General features: G+C 72.2%; 15 protein-coding genes and 1 riboswitch. Of the genes, 4 read left to right on the forward strand and 11 right to left on the reverse strand.

The genetic code is table 11. The features are described from left to right. Positions 1-228: 228 nt before the first annotated feature. Positions 229-624: a hypothetical protein gene (locus ABZS97_RS31045; RefSeq protein ID WP_356142998.1), complete on the forward strand. Its 396-nt coding sequence runs from the start codon at positions 229-231 to the stop codon at positions 622-624. Between the two features lie 3 nt (positions 625-627). On the opposite strand, the gene ABZS97_RS31050 is transcribed toward ABZS97_RS31045, so the two are convergent. Then, positions 628-1,299, reverse strand: a complete 672-nt coding sequence (locus ABZS97_RS31050) for an O-methyltransferase (protein WP_356143000.1) — start codon at positions 1,297-1,299, stop codon at positions 628-630. 174 nt (positions 1,300-1,473) lie between these two features. Beyond that, positions 1,474-2,556 (reverse strand): DUF2330 domain-containing protein, encoded by a 1,083-nt coding sequence (locus ABZS97_RS31055; protein WP_356143002.1) that lies wholly within the window; start codon positions 2,554-2,556, stop codon positions 1,474-1,476. Between the two features lie 386 nt (positions 2,557-2,942). Between ABZS97_RS31055 and ABZS97_RS31060 the strand changes: the two genes are divergently transcribed. After that, positions 2,943-4,994: a bifunctional glycosyltransferase 87/phosphatase PAP2 family protein gene (locus tag ABZS97_RS31060; RefSeq protein WP_356143004.1), complete on the forward strand. Its 2,052-nt coding sequence runs from the start codon at positions 2,943-2,945 to the stop codon at positions 4,992-4,994. On the opposite strand, the gene ABZS97_RS31065 is transcribed toward ABZS97_RS31060, so the two are convergent. Then, a complete protein-coding gene (locus ABZS97_RS31065; protein WP_356143006.1) occupies positions 4,948-6,576 on the reverse strand; it encodes a hypothetical protein in 1,629 nt (542 codons plus the stop codon). The genes ABZS97_RS31060 and ABZS97_RS31065 overlap by 47 nt on opposite strands. Before the next feature lie 159 nt (positions 6,577-6,735). Beyond that, entirely contained in the window at positions 6,736-7,971 is a 1,236-nt protein-coding gene (locus tag ABZS97_RS31070; RefSeq protein ID WP_356143008.1) for a cytochrome P450, read from the reverse strand. 305 nt (positions 7,972-8,276) lie between these two features. Between ABZS97_RS31070 and ABZS97_RS31075 the strand changes: the two genes are divergently transcribed. Then, positions 8,277-9,446 (forward strand): steroid 3-ketoacyl-CoA thiolase, encoded by a 1,170-nt coding sequence (locus ABZS97_RS31075; RefSeq protein WP_356143010.1) that lies wholly within the window; start codon positions 8,277-8,279, stop codon positions 9,444-9,446. A gap of 130 nt (positions 9,447-9,576) precedes the next feature. Here ABZS97_RS31075 and ABZS97_RS31080 read toward each other — a convergent pair whose 3' ends face one another. Next, positions 9,577-10,161 carry a TerD family protein gene (locus tag ABZS97_RS31080; RefSeq protein WP_356143012.1) on the reverse strand — a complete coding sequence of 195 codons (585 nt, stop codon included), beginning with the start codon at positions 10,159-10,161 and terminating at the stop codon, positions 9,577-9,579. 223 nt (positions 10,162-10,384) lie between these two features. Between ABZS97_RS31080 and ABZS97_RS31085 the strand changes: the two genes are divergently transcribed. Then, on the forward strand, positions 10,385-11,713 hold the full coding sequence (locus tag ABZS97_RS31085; protein WP_356143014.1) for an alpha/beta hydrolase: 1,329 nt from the start codon (positions 10,385-10,387) through the stop codon (positions 11,711-11,713). Between the two features lie 68 nt (positions 11,714-11,781). On the opposite strand, the gene ABZS97_RS31090 is transcribed toward ABZS97_RS31085, so the two are convergent. From ABZS97_RS31090 to ABZS97_RS31115, 6 genes are all read right to left on the reverse strand, one after another. Then, on the reverse strand, positions 11,782-12,195 hold the full coding sequence (locus tag ABZS97_RS31090) for a transglycosylase SLT domain-containing protein (protein ID WP_356143016.1): 414 nt from the start codon (positions 12,193-12,195) through the stop codon (positions 11,782-11,784). 397 nt (positions 12,196-12,592) lie between these two features. Further along, the gene (locus ABZS97_RS31095; RefSeq protein WP_356143018.1) at positions 12,593-13,441 is read right to left on the reverse strand and encodes an ECF transporter S component; all 849 of its coding nucleotides are present in this window, start codon (positions 13,439-13,441) and stop codon (positions 12,593-12,595) included. Next, the gene (locus ABZS97_RS31100; RefSeq protein ID WP_356143020.1) at positions 13,434-15,248 is read right to left on the reverse strand and encodes an ATP-binding cassette domain-containing protein; all 1,815 of its coding nucleotides are present in this window, start codon (positions 15,246-15,248) and stop codon (positions 13,434-13,436) included. The genes ABZS97_RS31095 and ABZS97_RS31100 overlap by 8 nt, the downstream gene beginning before the upstream one ends. Then, on the reverse strand, positions 15,245-16,411 hold the full coding sequence (locus ABZS97_RS31105) for an energy-coupling factor transporter transmembrane component T (RefSeq protein ID WP_356143022.1): 1,167 nt from the start codon (positions 16,409-16,411) through the stop codon (positions 15,245-15,247). Before ABZS97_RS31105 ends, ABZS97_RS31100 begins: the two co-directional genes overlap by 4 nt. 3 nt (positions 16,412-16,414) lie before the next feature. Further along, positions 16,415-17,089, reverse strand: a complete 675-nt coding sequence (locus ABZS97_RS31110) for an SCO2322 family protein (RefSeq protein WP_356143024.1) — start codon at positions 17,087-17,089, stop codon at positions 16,415-16,417. After that, positions 17,086-18,327, reverse strand: coding sequence for a prenyltransferase/squalene oxidase repeat-containing protein (locus ABZS97_RS31115; protein WP_356143027.1), 1,242 nt, complete (start codon positions 18,325-18,327; stop codon positions 17,086-17,088). The genes ABZS97_RS31110 and ABZS97_RS31115 overlap by 4 nt, the downstream gene beginning before the upstream one ends. Positions 18,328-18,483: 156 nt before the next feature. After that, positions 18,484-18,560: riboswitch (cobalamin riboswitch) on the reverse strand. Positions 18,561-18,625: the final 65 nt, after the last annotated feature.

Below are 18,625 nucleotides of genomic sequence, written 5' to 3' on the forward strand. Positions count from 1 at the left end.
CCCCCGGACCGTCGTCCGGGGGCGCGGCCGCGTGCGTCAGTGCTTCCGTAGTGCTTCGGTCAGTGCTTCCGTCACTTGGATCTGCTGTCGGATTCGAGACCTGGATGGACAAACAGGCCGCGGTGGGGCGATCTGTCGAATTATCATGCGGCGGCGGTGCGTCAACTGTGCGCCGCACCGGGACAATCGGACCGGCGGACCAGCTGGAATCTGTTGAAGGAGCGCGCGTTGCTCGAACTCACCATGGCCTCGCTCGCCGGGGCGGACGCGGGTGCGACGGCCGGGATGCTGATGGCCGACGCACCGAGCGACCCCGGCGCCATGCTGCGGGTGGGACGTGACCGGGCCGTGTGCCGTCTCGCGACCCCCGACGACTGGCTGTTCGTCTCCCGGGTGCACCTGGAGTTCCTCTGCGGCCCGGAAGGGACCTGGCAGGTCACATGGCTGCGCGGCTCGCACCCCGAGCCGTCCTCGGAGGTACGGCTGACGCTCGGCGGCGGGCAGCCCCAGCCCCTTCCCTATGGCGGTACGGCGAAGCTTCCCGCAGGCAGCTCCGGCGAACTCGTCATCCTGGACCGCACCGGGCCGCGCAGCGTGAACGTGGGTTTCTACCACGAAGCCTGAGGCCTACGGCAGCACGCGGGCCAGCGCGAACCCGTCGTACCCCTTGCTGCCCACCGTCTGCACCGCCGTGCCGCTCAGCTTCGGGTGCGTGGAGATCAGTTCGAGTGCGGCCCGGGTCCCCCGCACGCTGGGGTCGGTGCTGTCCGGGTCGGTGACGGCGCCGCCGCGGACGACGTTGTCGACGATGATCAGGCTGCCCGGGCGGGTCAGCTTGAGCGCCCACTCGACGTAGTGCGGGTTGTTCACCTTGTCGGCGTCGATGAAGACCAGGTCGTACGGCTCCGGGTCCTCGTCGGCCAGCTTCGCCAGCGACTCCAGGGCCGGGCCGACCCGCACCTCGGAGATCTTGTCGAGGCCCGCGCGCGCGAGGTTGCCGCGGGCGACCTCCGCGTGGCCGGGGTCGTACTCGAAGGTGATCAGATGGCCGTCGGCCGGAAGGGCGCGGCCCAGCCAGATCGTGCTGTAGCCGCCGAGCGTGCCGATCTCCAGGACACGGCGCGCACCCTGGAGCTGGGCGAGGAGCTGGAGCAGCTTGCCCTGGTTCGGCGCGACGTTGATGGGCGGGAGCCCGGCCGCGTCGCTGTCGCGCAGGGCCGCGGTGAGGATGTCGTCGGAGGGGGCGAGGAGGGTGGTGAAGTAGTCGTCGACGTCGTTCCAGAGCTGCGACTCGCTCATGCACCGTGCCTTTCGTTGCACCGGGTTGTGTCACCGTCGGTCCGCCGGTCGGCTTCCGTGACCCGGCGAACTTTATTTGACTGTCTAGTTAGGTCGGCTAACTAGTTGTCGTGCTGAATCTAACCCGCACGGAACCGGTTGTCAGCCGCTTTTCCGGTCCCGGCCCCCGGTGGGTCAGCCGATCGGCGGAGGCGCGTACACCGGCGGCGGAGGCGGGATCGGGCGCCGCCGGACCCGTACGGCGATCACCGTTACCACCACGATCACCAGTGCGAGCGCGCCGCCGACCGTCAGCAGCCACGCCGGTACGCCGGCCACGGTGAGGAGCTCGTCGTCGTAGATCACCCGGCGGTACGTGGCGTCGCCCGCCGTCCGCCGCAGTTCGTGGTCGCCGGAGATCCGCGACGGCACCGGGAACTCCTGGTCGATGGCGGTGAGAAAGTCCGTGCCGCCGGAGGTGAGGGCGGCCAGCGGCCCGGACTTCGCCTTCACGCGACCCGCGTACACGAGCTGCGGAGCCGAGCCGCCGATCGCCGAGCTCGGCTCCATGCGGTGCGCGGCCAGGACGTACAGGCCCAGCGACTGCGGATTCTGGGCGAGCCGGGAGAGCCGCATCGGGTAGACGAGAGTGTCGCTCGCGAAGGTGAGGTGGAGCGGGTCGAGCGTGCCGCCCAGCGGTGTCTCCTTGTTCTCCGGGGCCAGCCGGATCGCCACGTACTCCCAGCCCTGGTCGACATACGGCTGAAGGGCCCGGTCCAGGCGGGCCGGGAGCCTGAAGCCGTTGTCGGAGAGCCAGTCGCCGAGCGCACCGGAGTCACTGGCGGTGAGCCGGGCCACGTCGAAGGGGCCGAGCCGTTCACGGCCCACGACGTTCACCGACGACGACCCCGCGCCGTCACCCGGGGCGGCCGAGGAGGTGTCCGTGTCGTCGAAGGGCCAGTCGCCGTCGCGCGGCCAGAAGTACGGGCGGGTGCGGTGCTCGGGCTCGGTCGTCGTCCCGAGCGTGTCGAAGAGGGCGCTGTCGCCGAGCTTCACCGTCGCGCGGTGCGGTACCGGCATGATCCACGCGGCCGTACGCGCGTCCCCGGCGACCGTCAGGCGCATCACGATCTGCTCCTGGCGGCCGTCCCAGCGCACGACGGACATCTCGCGGCCCACCGACACGTGACGGTCCCGGTCCGGCACCATCGCCCCGCATCCGCAGGCGTACGCCGGCGCGATCAGCGACCCCACCTGGAGCGCCAGCAGTGCCGTCACGACCGCCAGTACCCGGCCGCGTGCGCCCTTGCGCGCCCCTCCTCGCGCAAAGAATGACAGAAACGCTCGTATCCCCCGAAACATCCCGGAACCCTTCCCCGTTACTTCACTGTTCCTGCCGCTGTCCCTGTGCCTGTCCCTGCGCCTGTCTCCGCGCCGGCGAACAAGATCTCAGACGACACGTCGGAAGCGGTGGTTCCAGCCTGCCGCGGAGGACGGGGAACCTTCGCGCACTATCGTCATTCGGACAAAAGCAGGGAAGACGTCAGGTGAAGCGGGGGTTGCCTGCGTCTCTCCCCGGAGGTGGTGCGAGCCTCTATATGGTTCGGGCAGGAACCGGACGGGTGCGACATACGGGACGAGCGGGGCGGGAGGGCCGACGGGGCGTGGCGAACGTGGAGCACGGTGGACCAGCGGGCAGTGCCTTCGGAGCAGGGACGGCAGGACCGGTGAAAGCGCAGCTGCGCGCGATGCGCATCGGACTGTGGCTGATCGTCGCCCTCCTGGCCGTACGGCAGGTCGCTGCCGTTCTCGGCACCCCGAAAGGGGAGCGTCTGACGGACCTGGAGACCTGGGTCGGCACGGACGGCGTCCTGCATGTGAAGGGGTCTCTGTACGACTCGACGCGGTTCACCGGCACCCCTTTCGGGGGACTTGTCCTCAAGCCACTCACCCGGTCGGCCGAACAGGCACTCGGCTGGGGCTGGACCTTCGGCACGCTGCTGCTGGTCGTCGCCCTCGGCGTGGTCGCCGCCCGCGCCCTGCCACAGCCCGTGACCCGGCGCACCGCCCTGCTCGGCGCCCCCGTGGCGATCAGCCTGCTGATGCTGTCGCTGCCGGTGCGCAACACGCTCTACCTCGGCCAGACCAGCATCATCCCGGTCCTGCTCGTGCTGCTCGGCTGCTTCGCGGTGCGCGGGGAACGGGCGAGCGGCGTGCTGATCGGCCTCGCGGCGGCGCTCCAGCCGACCGTGCTGCTCTTCGCGCCGCTGCTCTGGTTCACCGGCCGCCGCCGCGCCGCCGCGTCCACCGGCCTCACCTTCGCCGCGTCCACCGCGCTCGCCTGGGCCGCGATGCCGCACGACTCGTACACCTACTGGGTGCACCACCTGGCGGGCGTCGGCCTCGGCGGCGCCGCCGACGGCCTCGCCAACCAGTCGCTGCACGGGGCACTGCTGCGGTTCGGCCTGGCGGGGCCGCAGGAGATCGGCCTGTTCCTGCTGCTCGGCACGGGAGTCGCGGTCCTCGGGATGCGCCGCGCCGTGCGTTACGCACGCGACGGGCAGCTGCTGCTCGCCGTGGCGGTCACCGGCTGCGTCGCGGTCGTCGTCTCGCCCACGAGCTGGCAGCACCAGCTGCTGTGGGTGCTGCTCGCCGTGGTCGGCCGTGTCGGCAAGAAGGCCTCGGACCGCTACATGTGGCCGGTCGCGGTGATCCTCGTGATGACGCTGCCCGCGAAGATGATGCTGCCGAACATGGAGTCGCTCTACCCGCTGCGCGACAACGTTGTGCTGATCGCCGCGCTCGCCGCCGCCACCGTCGTCCCGTTCCTGTCGCGGACCTCCGAGTACTACCGGGCGCCGATCCCCACCGACTTCGCCGAACCCGTCCCGGCCCGCTGGTCGAGCGTCCCGCTGCTGCCCTTCCTGCACCGGCTGCGCACCCGCCCGAACCTGCTCCTGGAGCTGCTGCTCATCCGCGTCGGCTACTCGGCGTACCAGCAGGTCAGGCTTGCCGCGACGGGCGGCACGAACTCCGGTGGGCGGGCCACCGCCGAACACCACGGCGAGCAGGTCCTCGCCATCGAGCGGTTCCTGCACATCGACATCGAGCACTGGGTCAACCACGCGGTGTTCAAGGTCGGCTTCCTGCGGGACTTCTTCGACTTCTACTACGAGTCGTTCCACTTCGTCGTCCCGCTCACCGTGCTCGGCCTGCTCTACGTCCGCCGACCGGCCGACTACCGCTGGGCGCGCTCGGCGCTCGGCTTCGCCACGCTGTTCGCGCTGGTCGGCTTCTGGCTCTACCCGCTCGCCCCGCCGCGCCTGATGCCGGGCCTCGGTGTCATCGACACGGTGCACGGCGTGCAGGACTTCTCCAAGCCGGACTACGGCACGCTGACCGCGCTCACGAACCAGTACGCGGCGATGCCTTCGCTGCACTTCGGCTGGTCGCTGTGGTGCGGTCTGGTGATCGTGATCCTGGCGCCGAAGTGGTGGATGAAGGCGTTCGGCCTGCTGCACCCGCTCTTCACGGTCTCGGCGATCGTGGCGACCGGCAACCACTGGGTGCTCGACGCGGTGGGCGGAGGAACCGTCGTCGCCGCGGGCTTCGGCCTCACCTACCTGCTCCAGGGCCCGCGCTCGCGGCCGTCGGCGAAGCCCGTCGAGGTCAGCAGCGAGGCGACGGCGCAGGTGAAGGACCGTACTCCGAGCTGATCCGGTACACGCCCGGCGCGGTCACCGTCAGCCTCGTGAACTCGCCCTCCCGCTCAAGGCAGCCGCCCGCTGCGCGCAGCCATGGCGAGTACGCGATCCGCACGGTCACCGCGCCGGAGCCCGGCACCCGCACGTCGACCTCGGCGCTGGTGGTGCGCAGGACGGTGGCGGGCGCGGACACCAGCGGCACCGCGGCGCGCACCCGGAACACCTGCCAGTTCGCGTCCCGCCACACCGGCTCCAGCCAGCCGGGCCGGTCGTCGCCCACCAGGCGTGCCTCGTCCTCGGCGTACCCGTCGGGTTTGCCCGCGGGCAGCACCACGTAGCCGACGGCCCAGCGGTCCAGCCAGGCCCGGTAGGTCGCCGCCGAGAACGTGCCGTCGTAGAAGAGGCGGCCGCGCTCCATGTCCAGTTGGCGGTTCCAGCCGCGGGCCAGGTTCATGTGCGGGGCGAGCGCGGTGGCCTCGCGGTGGTTGCGGGCCGGGACGACCTCGACGCGGGCGCGGGCGGCGCCGAGCCGGTCCAGGGCGCGGATGACGCCGTGCGTGTCGGCGGCCCACTTGGGGACCCGGGTCGACACCACCAGGTCGTCGACGGTCTTCTTGCCGACCCAGGCGAGCGAGAACACCAGTGCCGCGATCAGCGCGTTGCGCCGCAGCGTCCGCAGCCGGGGCAGGGCGAGCAGCGCCGCGAGCAGCACGGCCGGTGCGAACAGTTCCGCGAACCGCTCGACGTTCGTGCCGACGGGGGAGGGGATCAGATACGTGAGGACGGTCCCGGCCGCGTAGACGGCCCCGCTCCACCGTGCCACCCGCCAGTCGCGCGGCACCAGCGCGGTGAGGGACAGCCCGAGCAGCACGGGCGGCCAGATCCGGCTGAGCGGCATCAACTGCTCCCCGGTGAACGGGAAGAACAGGGTGGTCGCCGCGACGACCACGACGGGCGGCAGCAGCAGCGCGCAGGCGCGCACCCGGTCCCGTACGGCGGCATACCCCGCCCCGACGACCACCAGGAACAGTCCGGCGACGGGGCTGGCCATCGTCGCGAGCGCCGCGTACGCCACGGCCGGCGCCGCGCGCCGCTCGCGGACCAGCGGCAAACAGGCCGCGAGGCCGAAGGCGACGCCGAGCGCGAAGGTCGTACGGCCCGAGGCCACGTCGCACCACAGCGCCAGCGCGGCCAGCAGCGCCGGGCCTGCCGGACGCGGCACCCCCGCCCGGGTGATCAGCGCCGCGGCCAGCCAGGAGGCGAGAAGCCCGGACAGCACGCTGACCGTGCGCACGCCGACGGCGGCCATCAGATACGGCGATATCAGGCTGTAGTTGGCGGTGTGCATGCCGCCGTACCAGAAGAGGTTGTACGCCGATCCGCCGTGCCGGGACGCGAACTGCGCCCAGGCCTCCTGGGCCGCGAGGTCACCGCCGCCGGTGGCGAGGAACGCCCACCACACCGCGTACAGCGGGAGGGTGGGGAGCGTGGCGAGGAGCGGGACGCGGTGCCGGAGCCAGAGTGCGCGGAGGCGGTCATTCCGGGGCGTGGCCGCACGGTCCGGCCGGACAGGGGTCAGCTCGGCAGAGACCACGGCTCAGCATTTCCGTTGGATGACTTCGACATCAGGCTGTGTCAGGGCTGCGGATTTCATGGTCGAAGACGCGAAGCGGCACCGAAACGTTTACTGCGCGGGACGGGCCGACGGCGCCGGGATGCCGTCGGCCCGAGTGCGATGGGTCTGCCGCGCGCGTCAGCCCGCGCTGACCTGGAGTTCCTTGACTCCGTTGATCCACGCCGAACGCAGCCGGCGTGGGTCGCCCGCGAGGGTCAGGCCCGGCATCGCGTCGGCGACGGCGTTGAAGAGCAGGTCGATCTCCAGGACCGCCAGGGACTTGCCGAGGCAGTAGTGCGGGCCTCCGCCGCCGAAGCCGAGATGGGGGTTCGGGTCGCGGGTGATGTCGAAGACGTCGGGGTCGTCGAAGACCGCGGGGTCGTGGTTGGCGGAGGCGTAGAAGATGCCGACGCGGTCGCCCTTCCTGATCAGCTTGCCGCCGAGTTCGGTGTCCTGGGTGGCGGTGCGCTGGAAGGAGTTGACGGGGGTGGCCCAGCGGACGATCTCCTCGGCCGCCGTCGCCGGTCGCTCGCTCTTGTAGAGCTCCCACTGGTCGGGGTGGGTGAGGAAGGCGTGCATGCCGTGCGTGATGGCGTTGCGGGTCGTCTCGTTGCCGGCGACCGCCAGCATCAGCACGAAGAAGCCGAACTCGTCGGAGGCGAGGTTGCCCTCGTCCTCGGCGGACACCAGCGTGGTCACGATGTCCTTGGCCGGGCACTGCTTGCGGTCGGCGGCCATGTTCATGGCGTAGGCGATGAGCTCGGTGGCCGACTCGGCGCCGACCTCCTCGGTGATCGCGTACTCCGGATCGTCGTACGAGATCATCTTGTTGGACCAGTCGAAGATCTTGGCGCGGTCGTCCTGCGGGATGCCGATGAGCTCGGCGATGGCCTGCAGGGGCAGTTCGCAGGCGACCTCGGTGACGAAGTCGAAGGGCCCGGAGCGGGCGCGCGCGTTCGCCGCGATCGCGTGGGCGCGGGAGCGCAGGTTGTCCTCCAGGGCGCGGATCGCGCGCGGGGTGAAGACGCGCTGCACGATCTGGCGGACCCGGGTGTGCTCGGGCGGGTCCATGTTGAGCAGGATCAGCCGCTGGGCGTCGATCGCGTCGCGCTCCATGTGCGGGCCGAAGCGGATGATCGCCGTGTTGAGCGTGGAGGAGAAGAGCTCCGGGTGCGTGGAGACGTACTTGACGTCCGCGTGCCGGGTGACGGCCCAGTAGCCCTCGTCCTGGAAGCCGGCGAGGCCCAGCGGCTGGGGGATCCAGCGGACCGGTTCGGACTGGCGCAGTGCGGCGAACTCCGGGAGGGGCACGCGGTGGTGCAGCACATCGGGGTCGGTGAAGTCGAACCCGTCGGGCAGCGCTGGACAGGGCATGAGCGACTCCGGCTGTGTTCTGACGGTTGTTCTGACGGTCCATCAGGAATCGGGAATTGTCGTGAAGGTAGTAACGGGTTCTACAAGAGGCAAGAGGTAAGGCGGCCTCAATTCCGTGCGGGATTCGTGCAGATCACGACTTCGGAGGCTGCACGACCCTTGCGGCGCGAGGCGTTCGCTCAGCAGACTGCACACAGAACTAGAACGCGTACTAGTTCAGCGTGGCGGGTGGCCGGGACGCCCGCGCCGCGCGGGTTGACCGGGCCCGCTCCGCCGGACGGGCCCTAGGGAGAGGACGCACCCCCATGGCTGCGGAACCCGTCATCGTCGAAGCCGTACGCACCCCCATCGGCAAGCGCGGCGGCGCGCTCGCCAACCTCCACCCCGCCTACCTCCTGGGCGAGACCTACCGGGAACTCCTCGGCCGCACCGGCATCCACGCCGACTGCGTCGAGCAGATCGTCGGCGGCACGGTGACCCACGCCGGCGAGCAGTCCATGAACCCCGCGCGCACCGCCTGGCTCACCATGGGCCTGCCCTACGAGACGGCCGCCACGACCGTCGACTGCCAGTGCGGGTCCTCGCAGCAGGCGTCGCACATGGTGGCCAACATGGTCGCGGCCGGGGTCATCGACGTCGGCATCAGCTGCGGTGTCGAGGCGATGTCACGGGTGCCGCTGGGCTCCGGGTCCAAGCACGGACCGGGCAAGCCGTTCCCCGACGAGTGGAACGTGGACCTGCCCAACCAGTTCGAGGCCGCCGAACGGATCGCCCGGCGCCGGGGGCTGACGAGGGAGAACGTCGACTCGCTCGGCCTCATCTCGCAGGAGCGGGCCGCGATCGCCTGGTCCGAGGAGCGGTTCAAGCGCGAGACGTTCGCCGTGCAGGTCCCCACCACCGAGGACGAGCAGCGGGCCGGGCAGGGCATGTGGCGGCTCGTCGACCGGGACGAGGGGCTGCGCGACACCTCCATGGAGGCGCTGGCGAAGCTGAAGCCGGTCATGCCCACCGCCGTGCACACGGCGGGGAACTCCTCACAGATATCCGACGGCGCCTGCGCCGTCATGTGGGCGTCCAAACGGATGGCGCGCGCCCTGAAGCTGCGCCCGCGCGCCCGGATCGTCGCCCAGGCACTGGTCGGCACCGACCCGCACTTCCACCTGGACGGGCCCGTCGACGCGACGCGCGCGGTGCTCGGCAAGGCCGGGATGACGCTCAAGGACATCGACCTGGTCGAGATCAACGAGGCCTTCGCGTCGGTGGTGCTGAGCTGGGCGCAGGTCTTCGAGCAGGACCTGGAGAAGGTCAACGTCAACGGCGGCGGGATCGCCCTCGGCCACCCCGTCGGCGCCACCGGTGCCCGGCTCATCACGACGGCCCTGCACGAACTGGAGCGCCGGGACAAGGAGTTCGCGCTCATCACGATGTGCGCGGGCGGGGCACTGGCCACGGGGACGATCATCCAGCGGCTGTAGCGGCTGTAGCGGCTGTAGCGGCTGTAGCGGCTGTAGCGGCTGTAGCGGTTGCGGGCGTTGCCGGGGGTACGGGGCTGACGCGCGGGTCGGCCCCGTATCTCCCGTTGCCTGCCATCTGCCTGCCTGTCGCCTACTTGTTCATCGCGAAGCGCATCAGGTCCCGCTCGTCGCCCTGCTTGATCTTCCCCGTCTTGTTGACGACCTCCAGCTTCCAGGCGCCGTCGACCCGGATCGCCTTGGCCACGGCGCAGCCGTTGTCCGCGCTGAGCAGGCTCGGCCAGATGTCGGCGACCTGCTGGGAGGTGCCCCCGGTCGAGTCGTACACCTTGAAGCTGATGTTCCGCGCCTTCTGGAACGAGCTGCTCTTCTTGAACGCGGCGGCGACGAACACGATCGACGTGACGTTGGCCGGGACTCCGGCAAACGCGACGGTCACCGTCTCGTCGTCGCCCTCCCCGCGCCCGGTCTGGTTGTCCCCGCTGTGCACCAACGAGCCGTTGCCCAGCGGGTCCAGGGAGTCGAGGCCCGCCAGCCGCACCGGGTCCTTGCCCTGCATCGCGATCGCGATGAGGTCGAGGTCGGTGCCGGCCTGCCTGCGGAGCTTGCCCATCAGCCCGCCGCTGGTTCCGGCGGTGGGGTCCCAGGAGACACCGATGGACAGATGGGTCACCCCGTCCAGGTCCGCCGGGCCGTCTTCCTTCGAGAGCGTGATCATGCGTGATCCTCTTGGTAATGGAACTGTGTAATAGGACTGCGTCGCATGAATTGTGTCCGCAACCCCGCGGATCCGTGAAGCCGGGTGAGCGCAGGAGCGGTTGGCCCCGGGGCGTGGGGGACTCAAGTCCACCCCTGGGAGCAAAAGGGTGGTGTCAAGTCCACCATGGAGACGGGGGGTTCTTGCATGGCGGGGCGAACTGCGCGTCCGTAGCGTCGATGGCATGAGCGACGATGCGCGCAAGACGGCCGAAGTCATGGGAACACGCACCAACCGGCGTACGAGGAAGGGGCTCGCCGCCACGACGGCCGCGCTGCTCGTGGCGGCCGCGGGGATCGCGACGGTGCCCGGGGCGACGGCGCAGGACCACGCGGCTCACGCGTCGTACGGCCTTGCGTCACACGGCCTCGCGTGGCGCGGCGCTCTCGTCTCCGCCGTGCCGGTCGCCTCGCGCGACGCCCGGCAGATCAGGGCGTTCCTGGCCGGACACGACATCGCCACGGATGGTGTGCGGTACGGAGTGCGGTCCTACCGACTGACGTACGCGACCGTGGACGCGTACGGCAAACCCACCACCGCGACCGGCCTGTTCACGCTCCCCGTCGGCGGCGGTCGCCATCTCGACCTGGTGTCCGACACCCACGGCACGATGGTCAACCGCGGCTACGCGCCCTCCGCGGGCGAGGACTTCGGGCGGATCCCGTCGTACCTGAACGCGACGGCGGGCCGCGCGGTGGCCGCGCCCGACTACCTGGGCCTCGGCGAGGGCCCGGGCCGCCACCCCTACATGGACACCCGCTCCTCGGTGACCGCCTCGGTGGACATGCTGCGCGCGTCCCGCACCGCTGCCGGGCTGCTGGACCGGCCGCTCACCGGCGATGTCTACGCGACGGGCTTCTCGCAGGGCGGCCAGGTCGCGATGGCGCTCGGGCAGGCGTTGCAGGGCGGGGTGGACCGGCACTTCCGGCTGAAGGCGCTGGCGCCGGTCAGCGGGCCCTACGACGTGCAGGGCCAGGAGATCCCGGCGCTGTACGACGGCCGGGTCAACAATGTCAGCGGTGTGATCTACACGTCGTACTGGCTGGTCGCGCAGAGCAGGCTGCACTCGATCTACAAGAACCCCGCCGACGCCTTCCGCGCCCCGTACGCGAGCCGCGTCGAGAGCCTGTACGACGGCAAGCACGACGAGAAGGACATCATCAAGGCGCTGCCGCACACGGTGAAGGCCATGCTCACGCCCGCCTTCTACGAGAGGATGCGGCACCCCACCGGGGGCCTGCTGGCGGCGATGCGCGACAACGGCCACGTCTGCGACTGGAAGCCCCGGGTGCCGGTGCGGCTGTACGCGGGGGCGGCAGACACCGACGTCCCCCTCGCGAACGCGCGCAGTTGCGCGCACCGGCTGGCCGCGCACGGCAAGCGGGTGCCGGTGGTGAACCAGGGGAACGTGGACCACTTCGGGTCGTTCGGCGTGTCGGCGCCGGAGGTGGTGCGGTGGTTCGACGCCGTGAAGAGCGGTGCTGTGCGGGGCGACGCCGTACGCAACGGGTGACGCGCGGAAGGCGGCGGCCCCGGGGATCGGGGGCCGCCGCCTTCGCGTACGGGGGGTGGCTCGGCTGATCAGTACCAGCCGTTGGCCTGCCAGAAGTTCCAGGCGCCGGCCGGGCTGCCGTAGCGGCCGTTCATGTAGTCCAGACCCCACTTGATCTGGGTCTTGGCGTTGGTCTTCCAGTCGGAGCCGGCGGAGGCCATCTTCGAGCCGGGCAGCGCCTGGACCAGGCCGTAGGCACCGGAGGAGGCGTTGGTGGCGTTGACGTCCCAGCCGCTCTCGTGCTCGACGATCTTGCTGAACGCGTTGTACTGCGCGGCGTCCGGGATCATCTTGTGCGCGATCGCCTGGGCGGAGGAGGCCTCGCTGGTGGCGGCCTGGGCGGGCGCCGCAGCGAACACCATGCCGGTGGTGGCGACGGCCACGGCGGCACCGGCGAGGGCCTTCTTCGGAGAAGCGATGCGGCGGATGAAGGAGACGGACACAGTGAACCTTTTCTTCGGGGACAGGGGGTCGCCGGTATGTCGGGGACATACGTCGGCGCCGCGGCCCGGGAGGGCACGTCGGCGCCTGGCGACTGCTCCAGAGAAACAGTTCGGGAGTCCGTCCGCAATGACCCCTTTTACTAGTGGTGGTCGCATACAGGTAGAAAGTCCATCGTGTGATCTGGCTCTCAAACCCCAGGTCAGGCGGGGTTTCGACGCGTCCATGTCAGACCTTTGCGCTACTACCGCGCTTCGTATGTGACGTGGGTCCTGTGGGCCGCTTCACCCCGCACCTGACGGACCGCGCACGGCCGGCCACGTGGAGCCGCCGGGCGGTGTGACCGGGGCCGCAGAGCGCCGGGGCTCAACGTGACGGGCGTCTCGGGGGCCGCCGTCCTCAGCGGGGTTCGAACGTGACCGGCGTCTCGAAAGCCGCCCGCCGCGTGGCCCGTCGCAGCGCCTTGAGGAGGGTCGCCCCGAGCGTGAGCGTCAGTACGACGGTGACGACGGCCCGGCCCAGGTCCCAGCCGAGTGAGGTCGTCAGGCAGTACGCGACGAAGCGCGCCAGGTTCGCCGGGACCGTGTCCTGCGGGTCGAAGGCGACGTTCGAGGCCAGCGCGCCCATGAAGGGCCAGCCCTCCAGGTTCATGACGGTGCCGTACCCGAACGCCGCGAGGAATCCGTACCCCGCGAGCATCACCAGCTCGCCGCGCCCACGCAGCCGGTCCGGGCCCGGCAGCAGCCCGGCGCCCATCGTGAACCAGCCCATGGACAGCATCTGGAACGGCATCCACGGCCCGACCCCGCCGGTGAGCAGCGCGGACGCGAACATCGTCACCGACCCGAGCACGAACCCGAACCCGGGTCCCAGCACCCGCCCGCTCAGCACCATCAGGAAGAACATCGGCTCGATCCCGGCCGTCCCGGCCCCGAGCGGTCTGAGCGCGGCCCCGGTCGCGGCGAGCACACCCAGCATGGCCACGGCCTTCGGCCCGAGCCCCGACTCGGAGATCGTCGCCGCCACGACCCCGACCAGCAGCACCAGCAGCCCCGCGAACAGCCAGGGCGCGTCCTGCGCGTGCGCGCTGACCTGCGAACCCGGCCCCGCGAACAGCGGCCAGGCGATCCCGGCGACCCCGACGGCGCTGACCAGGACCAGGGCGGCGACGGAACGGGGGCCGAGCCGCACGGCGCGGACCTGCGCGCCGGGCGGCTTCGGCATGGGCGGAGGGGTGGCGTCACTCATGTCCGGCTCCCGGCTCGCTCGCGGGCAGCGCGGCGCGGACCTGTGCGACCGTCAGCCACTGCTGGGGCGCCAGCACCTTCGTGACCTGCGGGGCGAAGGACGGCGACGCGACGACGACCTCGGCGGTCGGGCCGTCGGCGACCACCTCGCCGTCCGCGAGGATCACCACCCGGTGCGCCAGCTCGGCGGCGAGTTCCACGTCGTGCGTGGCCAGCACGATGGCGTGCCCCTCGGCGGCCAGCCCCCGCAGCACGGCCACCAGCCGGGCCTTCGCCGCGTAGTCCAGACCGCGGGTCGGCTCGTCGAGCAGCAGCAGCGGAGGCCGGGCCGTCAGGACGAGGGCCAGCGCCAGCGCCAGCCGCTGGCCCTCGGAGAGGTCGCGGGGGTGGGTGTCGTCGTGGATGCCGGGGAGCAGCTCCGAGACCAGCGCCCGACAGGTGCCCGGCTCGGCGCCCGCGTCGGCGTCGGCCGCCCGGCACTCGGCGGCGACCGTGTCGGCGTACAGCAGATCGCGCGGCTCCTGCGGTACGAGGCCCACGCGGCGTACGAGGTCCCGCGGCGCCGTCCGGTGCGGAACCGCACCGCCGACCCGCACGCTTCCTGCGGCCGGTTCGACCAGCCCGACGAGCGCCCCGAGCAGCGTGGACTTCCCGGCGCCGTTGCGGCCCATCAGCGCGAGGGTCTCGCCGGGCCGGACGTCGAGATCGACGCGGCGCAGCGCCTCGACCCGCCCGCGGCGCACGGCGAGGGACGCCACGGCGACCACCGGCGCCGGGGCTGCCGGTGGGTGGGAGGTGCGCCCGCGGAGCAGCCGGAACAGGCGGGGGCGGGGCGGCATGTCCGCCGAGGCCGGGTCCTCGTGGCCCGGTGCGATCGCGCGCCGGGCCGCCGTGCTGCCGTCGACCGTGCTGCCGTCGACGGCGTGGCCGGGTGAGGCCGGGCCCGTGCCCATGCCGCTCGTGGCGGCGTTCGCGGCGGCCCCGGGTGTCACCCCGGCCAGTCGCTCCCGCAGGGACCCCGCCCTGCGCCGCGCGTCGCGCACGGTCAGGGGAAGCGGTGACCAGCCGGCGAGGCGGCCGAGGTCCACCACCGGTGGGCGGACGGGGGAGACGGCCATCACCTCGGACGGGGTGCCGAGCAGCGGGGCGGCGCCCGGCGCGGCGAGCAGGACGACCTGGTCGGCGTACTGGACGACGCGTTCCAGGCGGTGCTCCGCCATCAGGACGGTCGTGCCGAGGTCATGGACCAGGCGCTGCAGGACGGCGAGGACCTCCTCGGCCGCCGCCGGGTCCAGGGCGGACGTCGGCTCGTCGAGGACGAGGACCCGGGGGTGCGGAGTGAGCACCGAGCCGATCGCCACGCGCTGCTGCTGGCCCCCGGAGAGGGTCGCGATGGGGCGGTCGCGCAGGTCCGCGAGGCCCAGCAGGTCGAGCGTCTCCTCGACACGGCGGCGCATCACGTCGGGGGCGAGCCCCAACGACTCCATGCCGTAGGCGAGTTCGTCCTCCACGGTGTCCGTCACGAAGTGGGACAGCGGGTCCTGGCCCACCGTGCCCACCACGTCGGCGAGTTCGCGCGGCTTGTGCGTGCGCGTGTCACGGCCCGCGACCGTGACCCGGCCGCGCAGGGTGCCGCCCGTGAAGTGCGGGACGAGTCCGCTCACCGCACCCAGCACCGTCGACTTGCCGACCCCCGACGGGCCGACGAGCAGCACGAGTTCACCCTCCGGCACCGCGAAGTCCACGCCCTGGACGCTCGGTCGGGCCGCCCCGTCGTACGTCACGGAGACATCCTCGAAGCGGATCATGAAGGTTCCTCGGGGATCGGGGGAGCGGGCGCGACGAACGCGGGAAGCAGGCCGAGCAGGATCGACGCCGCGGGCCACAGGGGCAGTCGCGGCGCCGTCAGGGGGACGACGCCCGGGGTCAGCGCCGCCGGGTCGTACGCGGCCGAGGCGATCAGCAGCGCCGCCACCGCGACCCCGCTGGCCGCGACCAGCCACGCCCGGGTACCCCATGCGTCCGGCCGGTAGCGCGTGCGCAGCGAGCGGCGGCCGCCCAGCCACAGCCCGCCGAGCGCCGCGGCCAGCCCGGCGAGCAGCACGGGCAGCCCGTAACTCCCGCCCTCGGCGGTCAGCAGCCCGTACGTTCCCGCGCACACGCCGAGCAGACCGCCCAGCGTGAGGACCGTGGTCGTACGGCGGACGGCGGCGGGTACCTCGGCGGTGCGGCCGTAGCCCCGCGCGTCCATCGCGGCAGCCAGCGCGACCGAACGCTCCAACGCGCCCTCCAGGACCGGCAGTCCGACGTGCACCAGCCCGCGCAGCCCCTTGTCGGGGCGCCCGCGCAGCCGGCGCGCGGCACGCATCCGCTGTACGTCCGCGATCAGGTTCGGCGCGAAGGTCATGGCGACGACCACCGCGACTCCCGCTTCGTACAGCGCTCCCGGCAGCGACTTCAGCAGCCGCGCCGGGTTCGCGAGCGCGTTCGCCGCGCCCACGCAGATCAGCAGCGCCGCCAGCTTCAGCCCGTCGTACAGCGCGAAGACCAGACCCTCCGCCGTCACCCGGCCGCCGATCCGGATGCCCTGCGCCCAGTGGGGGAGCGGGACTTCGGGCAGCGTGAGCAGTACGTGCGTGCCGGGGATGGGGGAGCCGAGGAACACGGCGAAGGCCAGGCGGATGCCGAGGACCGCGAGAGCGAGCTTGACGAAGGCGCCGTAGGAACGGGCCCAGGGAGCCTCGGTGCGGCGTGCCGCCACCACGTAACCGGCCACGCCCACCAGCAGGCCCAGCAGAAGCGGGTTCGTGGTGCGGGACGCGGCGGTGCCCAGCCCCAGGGCCCAGATCCACCACGCGCCCGGGTGCAGGGCGTTGGACCGGGACGCCCTCGGCGCCACGGGCAACACCCGTCGCCGTGCGGGACGCTCGCCCGCGGCGCGGACCACCGACCCGCTCTCGCCCGTCGTCATTGCTCAGCCCCTGCGGCGCCGTGCCTGCCAGACCGCCGCCACGCCCAGGGCGGCCACGGCGGCCAGGCCCGCCAGCAGGCCGGCCGACGGGCCGTGGTGGGCCGGGGAGGAGGAGTGCGGCTGGGGCGTCGCGGTCTCCGCTGCGGAGGCCTTGGTGCTGTCGCGGGACGAGACCTGTTCGCCGCAGCCCGTCCGCGGGTAGCCCGCGATGGCGCACAGGAGGGCGTTGCTGTCGTAGCGCAGGGGCTTGGCGACCGCGGCGAGGGCGTCCGCGGACGTCGCGTCGGACGGGACACGGGCGCAGGCCGTACGTGGCCGGGGCGGCGTCTCGCCGTTCGGTGCATCGGCGGTGGTGCCGAAGTCGAGGACGAGCGCCACCCGCTTCTCGCCGTCCCGCGCCGGGGTCCTGGCGCAGATCGAGGCGAAGCGGGCGGTGCCGCGCGGCTTCGCGGAGTCCTGGGAGTCCTCGCTCACCGAGAAGCGGAAGCCCTGGACGTCGCCGTCGGACGGCCGCGCGGTCGACGGGCCCTGCGTCGCGTACGTCCACGTGCCGCCGGTCAGGTCCCAGAACGACCAGTAGCGGTAGCCGACGGCCTGGGCCTGACCCGCGCCGACGACGAGGAGCAGCAGACCCAGCAGGACGGGCAGAACCGGTGCGGGCGTCCGACGGCGGGTCACAGCCGCTGCTTCTTGTTGCGACCGCTGAACAGGAAGCCGACGCCGATGCCGGCGACCAGGCCGACGCCGACGATCCACCAGACACCGAGCCCGCTGCCGTCGTCCTTCTTGTCGTCCTGCTCGGCGCTCGGGGCCGCGGAGTGGTCGGAGACCTCGGTCGCCGGGCCGGTCGCGTTCAACTGCTTGACGAGGTCGGCACCGCCGAAGGCGCGCGGGTCGACGCCGCCGGCCTTCGCGGCGAAGATCAGCTGGGCGTACGCGGCCGGGCCGGACTTGGCCGCCCAGGCGCCGGAGTTCTTCTCCAGCCAGCGCAGCGCGTCGGCGGCCTTGTCCCCGTGGCCCGCGGTCGACAGCGCGACCACCGCGTCCGCCGTGTTGCCGTAGTCGGGCTGGTCCTTGGCGCCTGCCAGGGCGGACTTGAGGTACTTGTCCTTGGCCAGCACTCCGGTGAGGTACGCGGCGCCGTTACCGGCGGCCTGCGCGGCGTCGAGGCTGTCGCCGCTCTTGCACGCCGGGTCGCCGGCCGGCTTCACGTCGTCACCGGCGAAGCCCTTGCCGAGCGCGCCGGTCACCGCGGCCGCCGTCGCGTCGGCGTTCGCCGCGAGCCCGCCCTTCTTGTCGGGCTGGTAGGCGAAGGCGCCGCCGCCGTCCCCGTCACAGGGGAGGGAGAAGGTGAGGAGGGCGTCGTAGGGCGTCTTGTCGTCCTTCGACGGGACCTCCTTCGGGTCGGTGCCGCCGGCGGTCAGCGCGCCGATCACCACGGCCGTCGAGTTCGCGTCGCTCGCGCCGCCCGGGGTGTAGCCCCAGCCACCGTCCTTGTTCTGCACGGACTTCAGCCACTTCACGGCCGCGCCGGTCACGGAGTCGTGGCCGCCCAGCGCCTCCAGGGCCTGCACCGCGGCGGCCGTGCTGTTCGTGTCGACCATCGTCTTGGCGTCGCACTTGGCGCTCGCGTCGGCGCGGTAGGCGGCGAAGGCCCCGCTCTCGCACTGCTGCCCGGTCAGCCAGTCCACGGCCTTGGCGGCGGGCTTCTCGCCCACGGTGTGCTGGGCGAGCAGGGCCAGCGACTGCCGCCAGACACCGTCATAGCTGGGGTCGGTGGACCCGTACAGGCCGGACGGGATCGCCTGCGAGGGCGCCGCCGACGGGGACTTGTCGTCGGCGAGGGCGGCGGGCGCGCACGCCGCGGCGATCACGGCGGTGGCGGCCAGGACCGCGGCGGTGCGGCGGACATTCATGATCGGCGGGTGCCTCTCTGTGCTGGTCGGCGGGCCCCTTCGGCATGCGAGGAGCCGGGCAGCACGGGACACCCCGGGCGGCTCCGGCTCCGTATGCCTCGACGGTGCCGGCCACCGGCGGGCTGCCGGTGGCGCGAGCCGGTCACGTCCCGTGCGGGGCAGTCCGGCTCACCGACCGCGGTGCGGGCGGATGACGGTTGCGGGGTCAGCGCCGGAATTGCACCGGCTTCCCCCCGTACGGGCGTGATGACGACGCGCTCACTCTACCGGCCCGTACACAACCGGCTGAGGGCCGCCT

It is taken from the genome of Streptomyces sp. NPDC005485 (genome assembly GCF_040606085.1).
GTDB lineage: Bacteria > Actinomycetota > Actinomycetes > Streptomycetales > Streptomycetaceae > Streptomyces.

Excerpts from the sequence above, each read along its gene's own strand:
- ABZS97_RS31050 (WP_356143000.1), bottom strand. The coding sequence starts at position 1,299 with ATGAGCGAGTCGCAGCTCTGGAACGACGTCGACGACTACTTCACCACC.
- ABZS97_RS31070 (WP_356143008.1), bottom strand. The coding sequence starts at position 7,971 with ATGCCCTGTCCAGCGCTGCCCGACGGGTTCGACTTCACCGACCCCGAT.
- ABZS97_RS31075 (WP_356143010.1), top strand. The coding sequence starts at position 8,277 with ATGGCTGCGGAACCCGTCATCGTCGAAGCCGTACGCACCCCCATCGGC.
- ABZS97_RS31080 (WP_356143012.1), bottom strand. The coding sequence starts at position 10,161 with ATGATCACGCTCTCGAAGGAAGACGGCCCGGCGGACCTGGACGGGGTG.
- ABZS97_RS31085 (WP_356143014.1), top strand. The coding sequence starts at position 10,385 with ATGAGCGACGATGCGCGCAAGACGGCCGAAGTCATGGGAACACGCACC.
- ABZS97_RS31095 (WP_356143018.1), bottom strand. The coding sequence starts at position 13,441 with ATGAGTGACGCCACCCCTCCGCCCATGCCGAAGCCGCCCGGCGCGCAG.
- ABZS97_RS31100 (WP_356143020.1), bottom strand. The coding sequence starts at position 15,248 with ATGATCCGCTTCGAGGATGTCTCCGTGACGTACGACGGGGCGGCCCGA.
- ABZS97_RS31105 (WP_356143022.1), bottom strand. The coding sequence starts at position 16,411 with ATGACGACGGGCGAGAGCGGGTCGGTGGTCCGCGCCGCGGGCGAGCGT.
- ABZS97_RS31115 (WP_356143027.1), bottom strand. The coding sequence starts at position 18,327 with ATGAATGTCCGCCGCACCGCCGCGGTCCTGGCCGCCACCGCCGTGATC.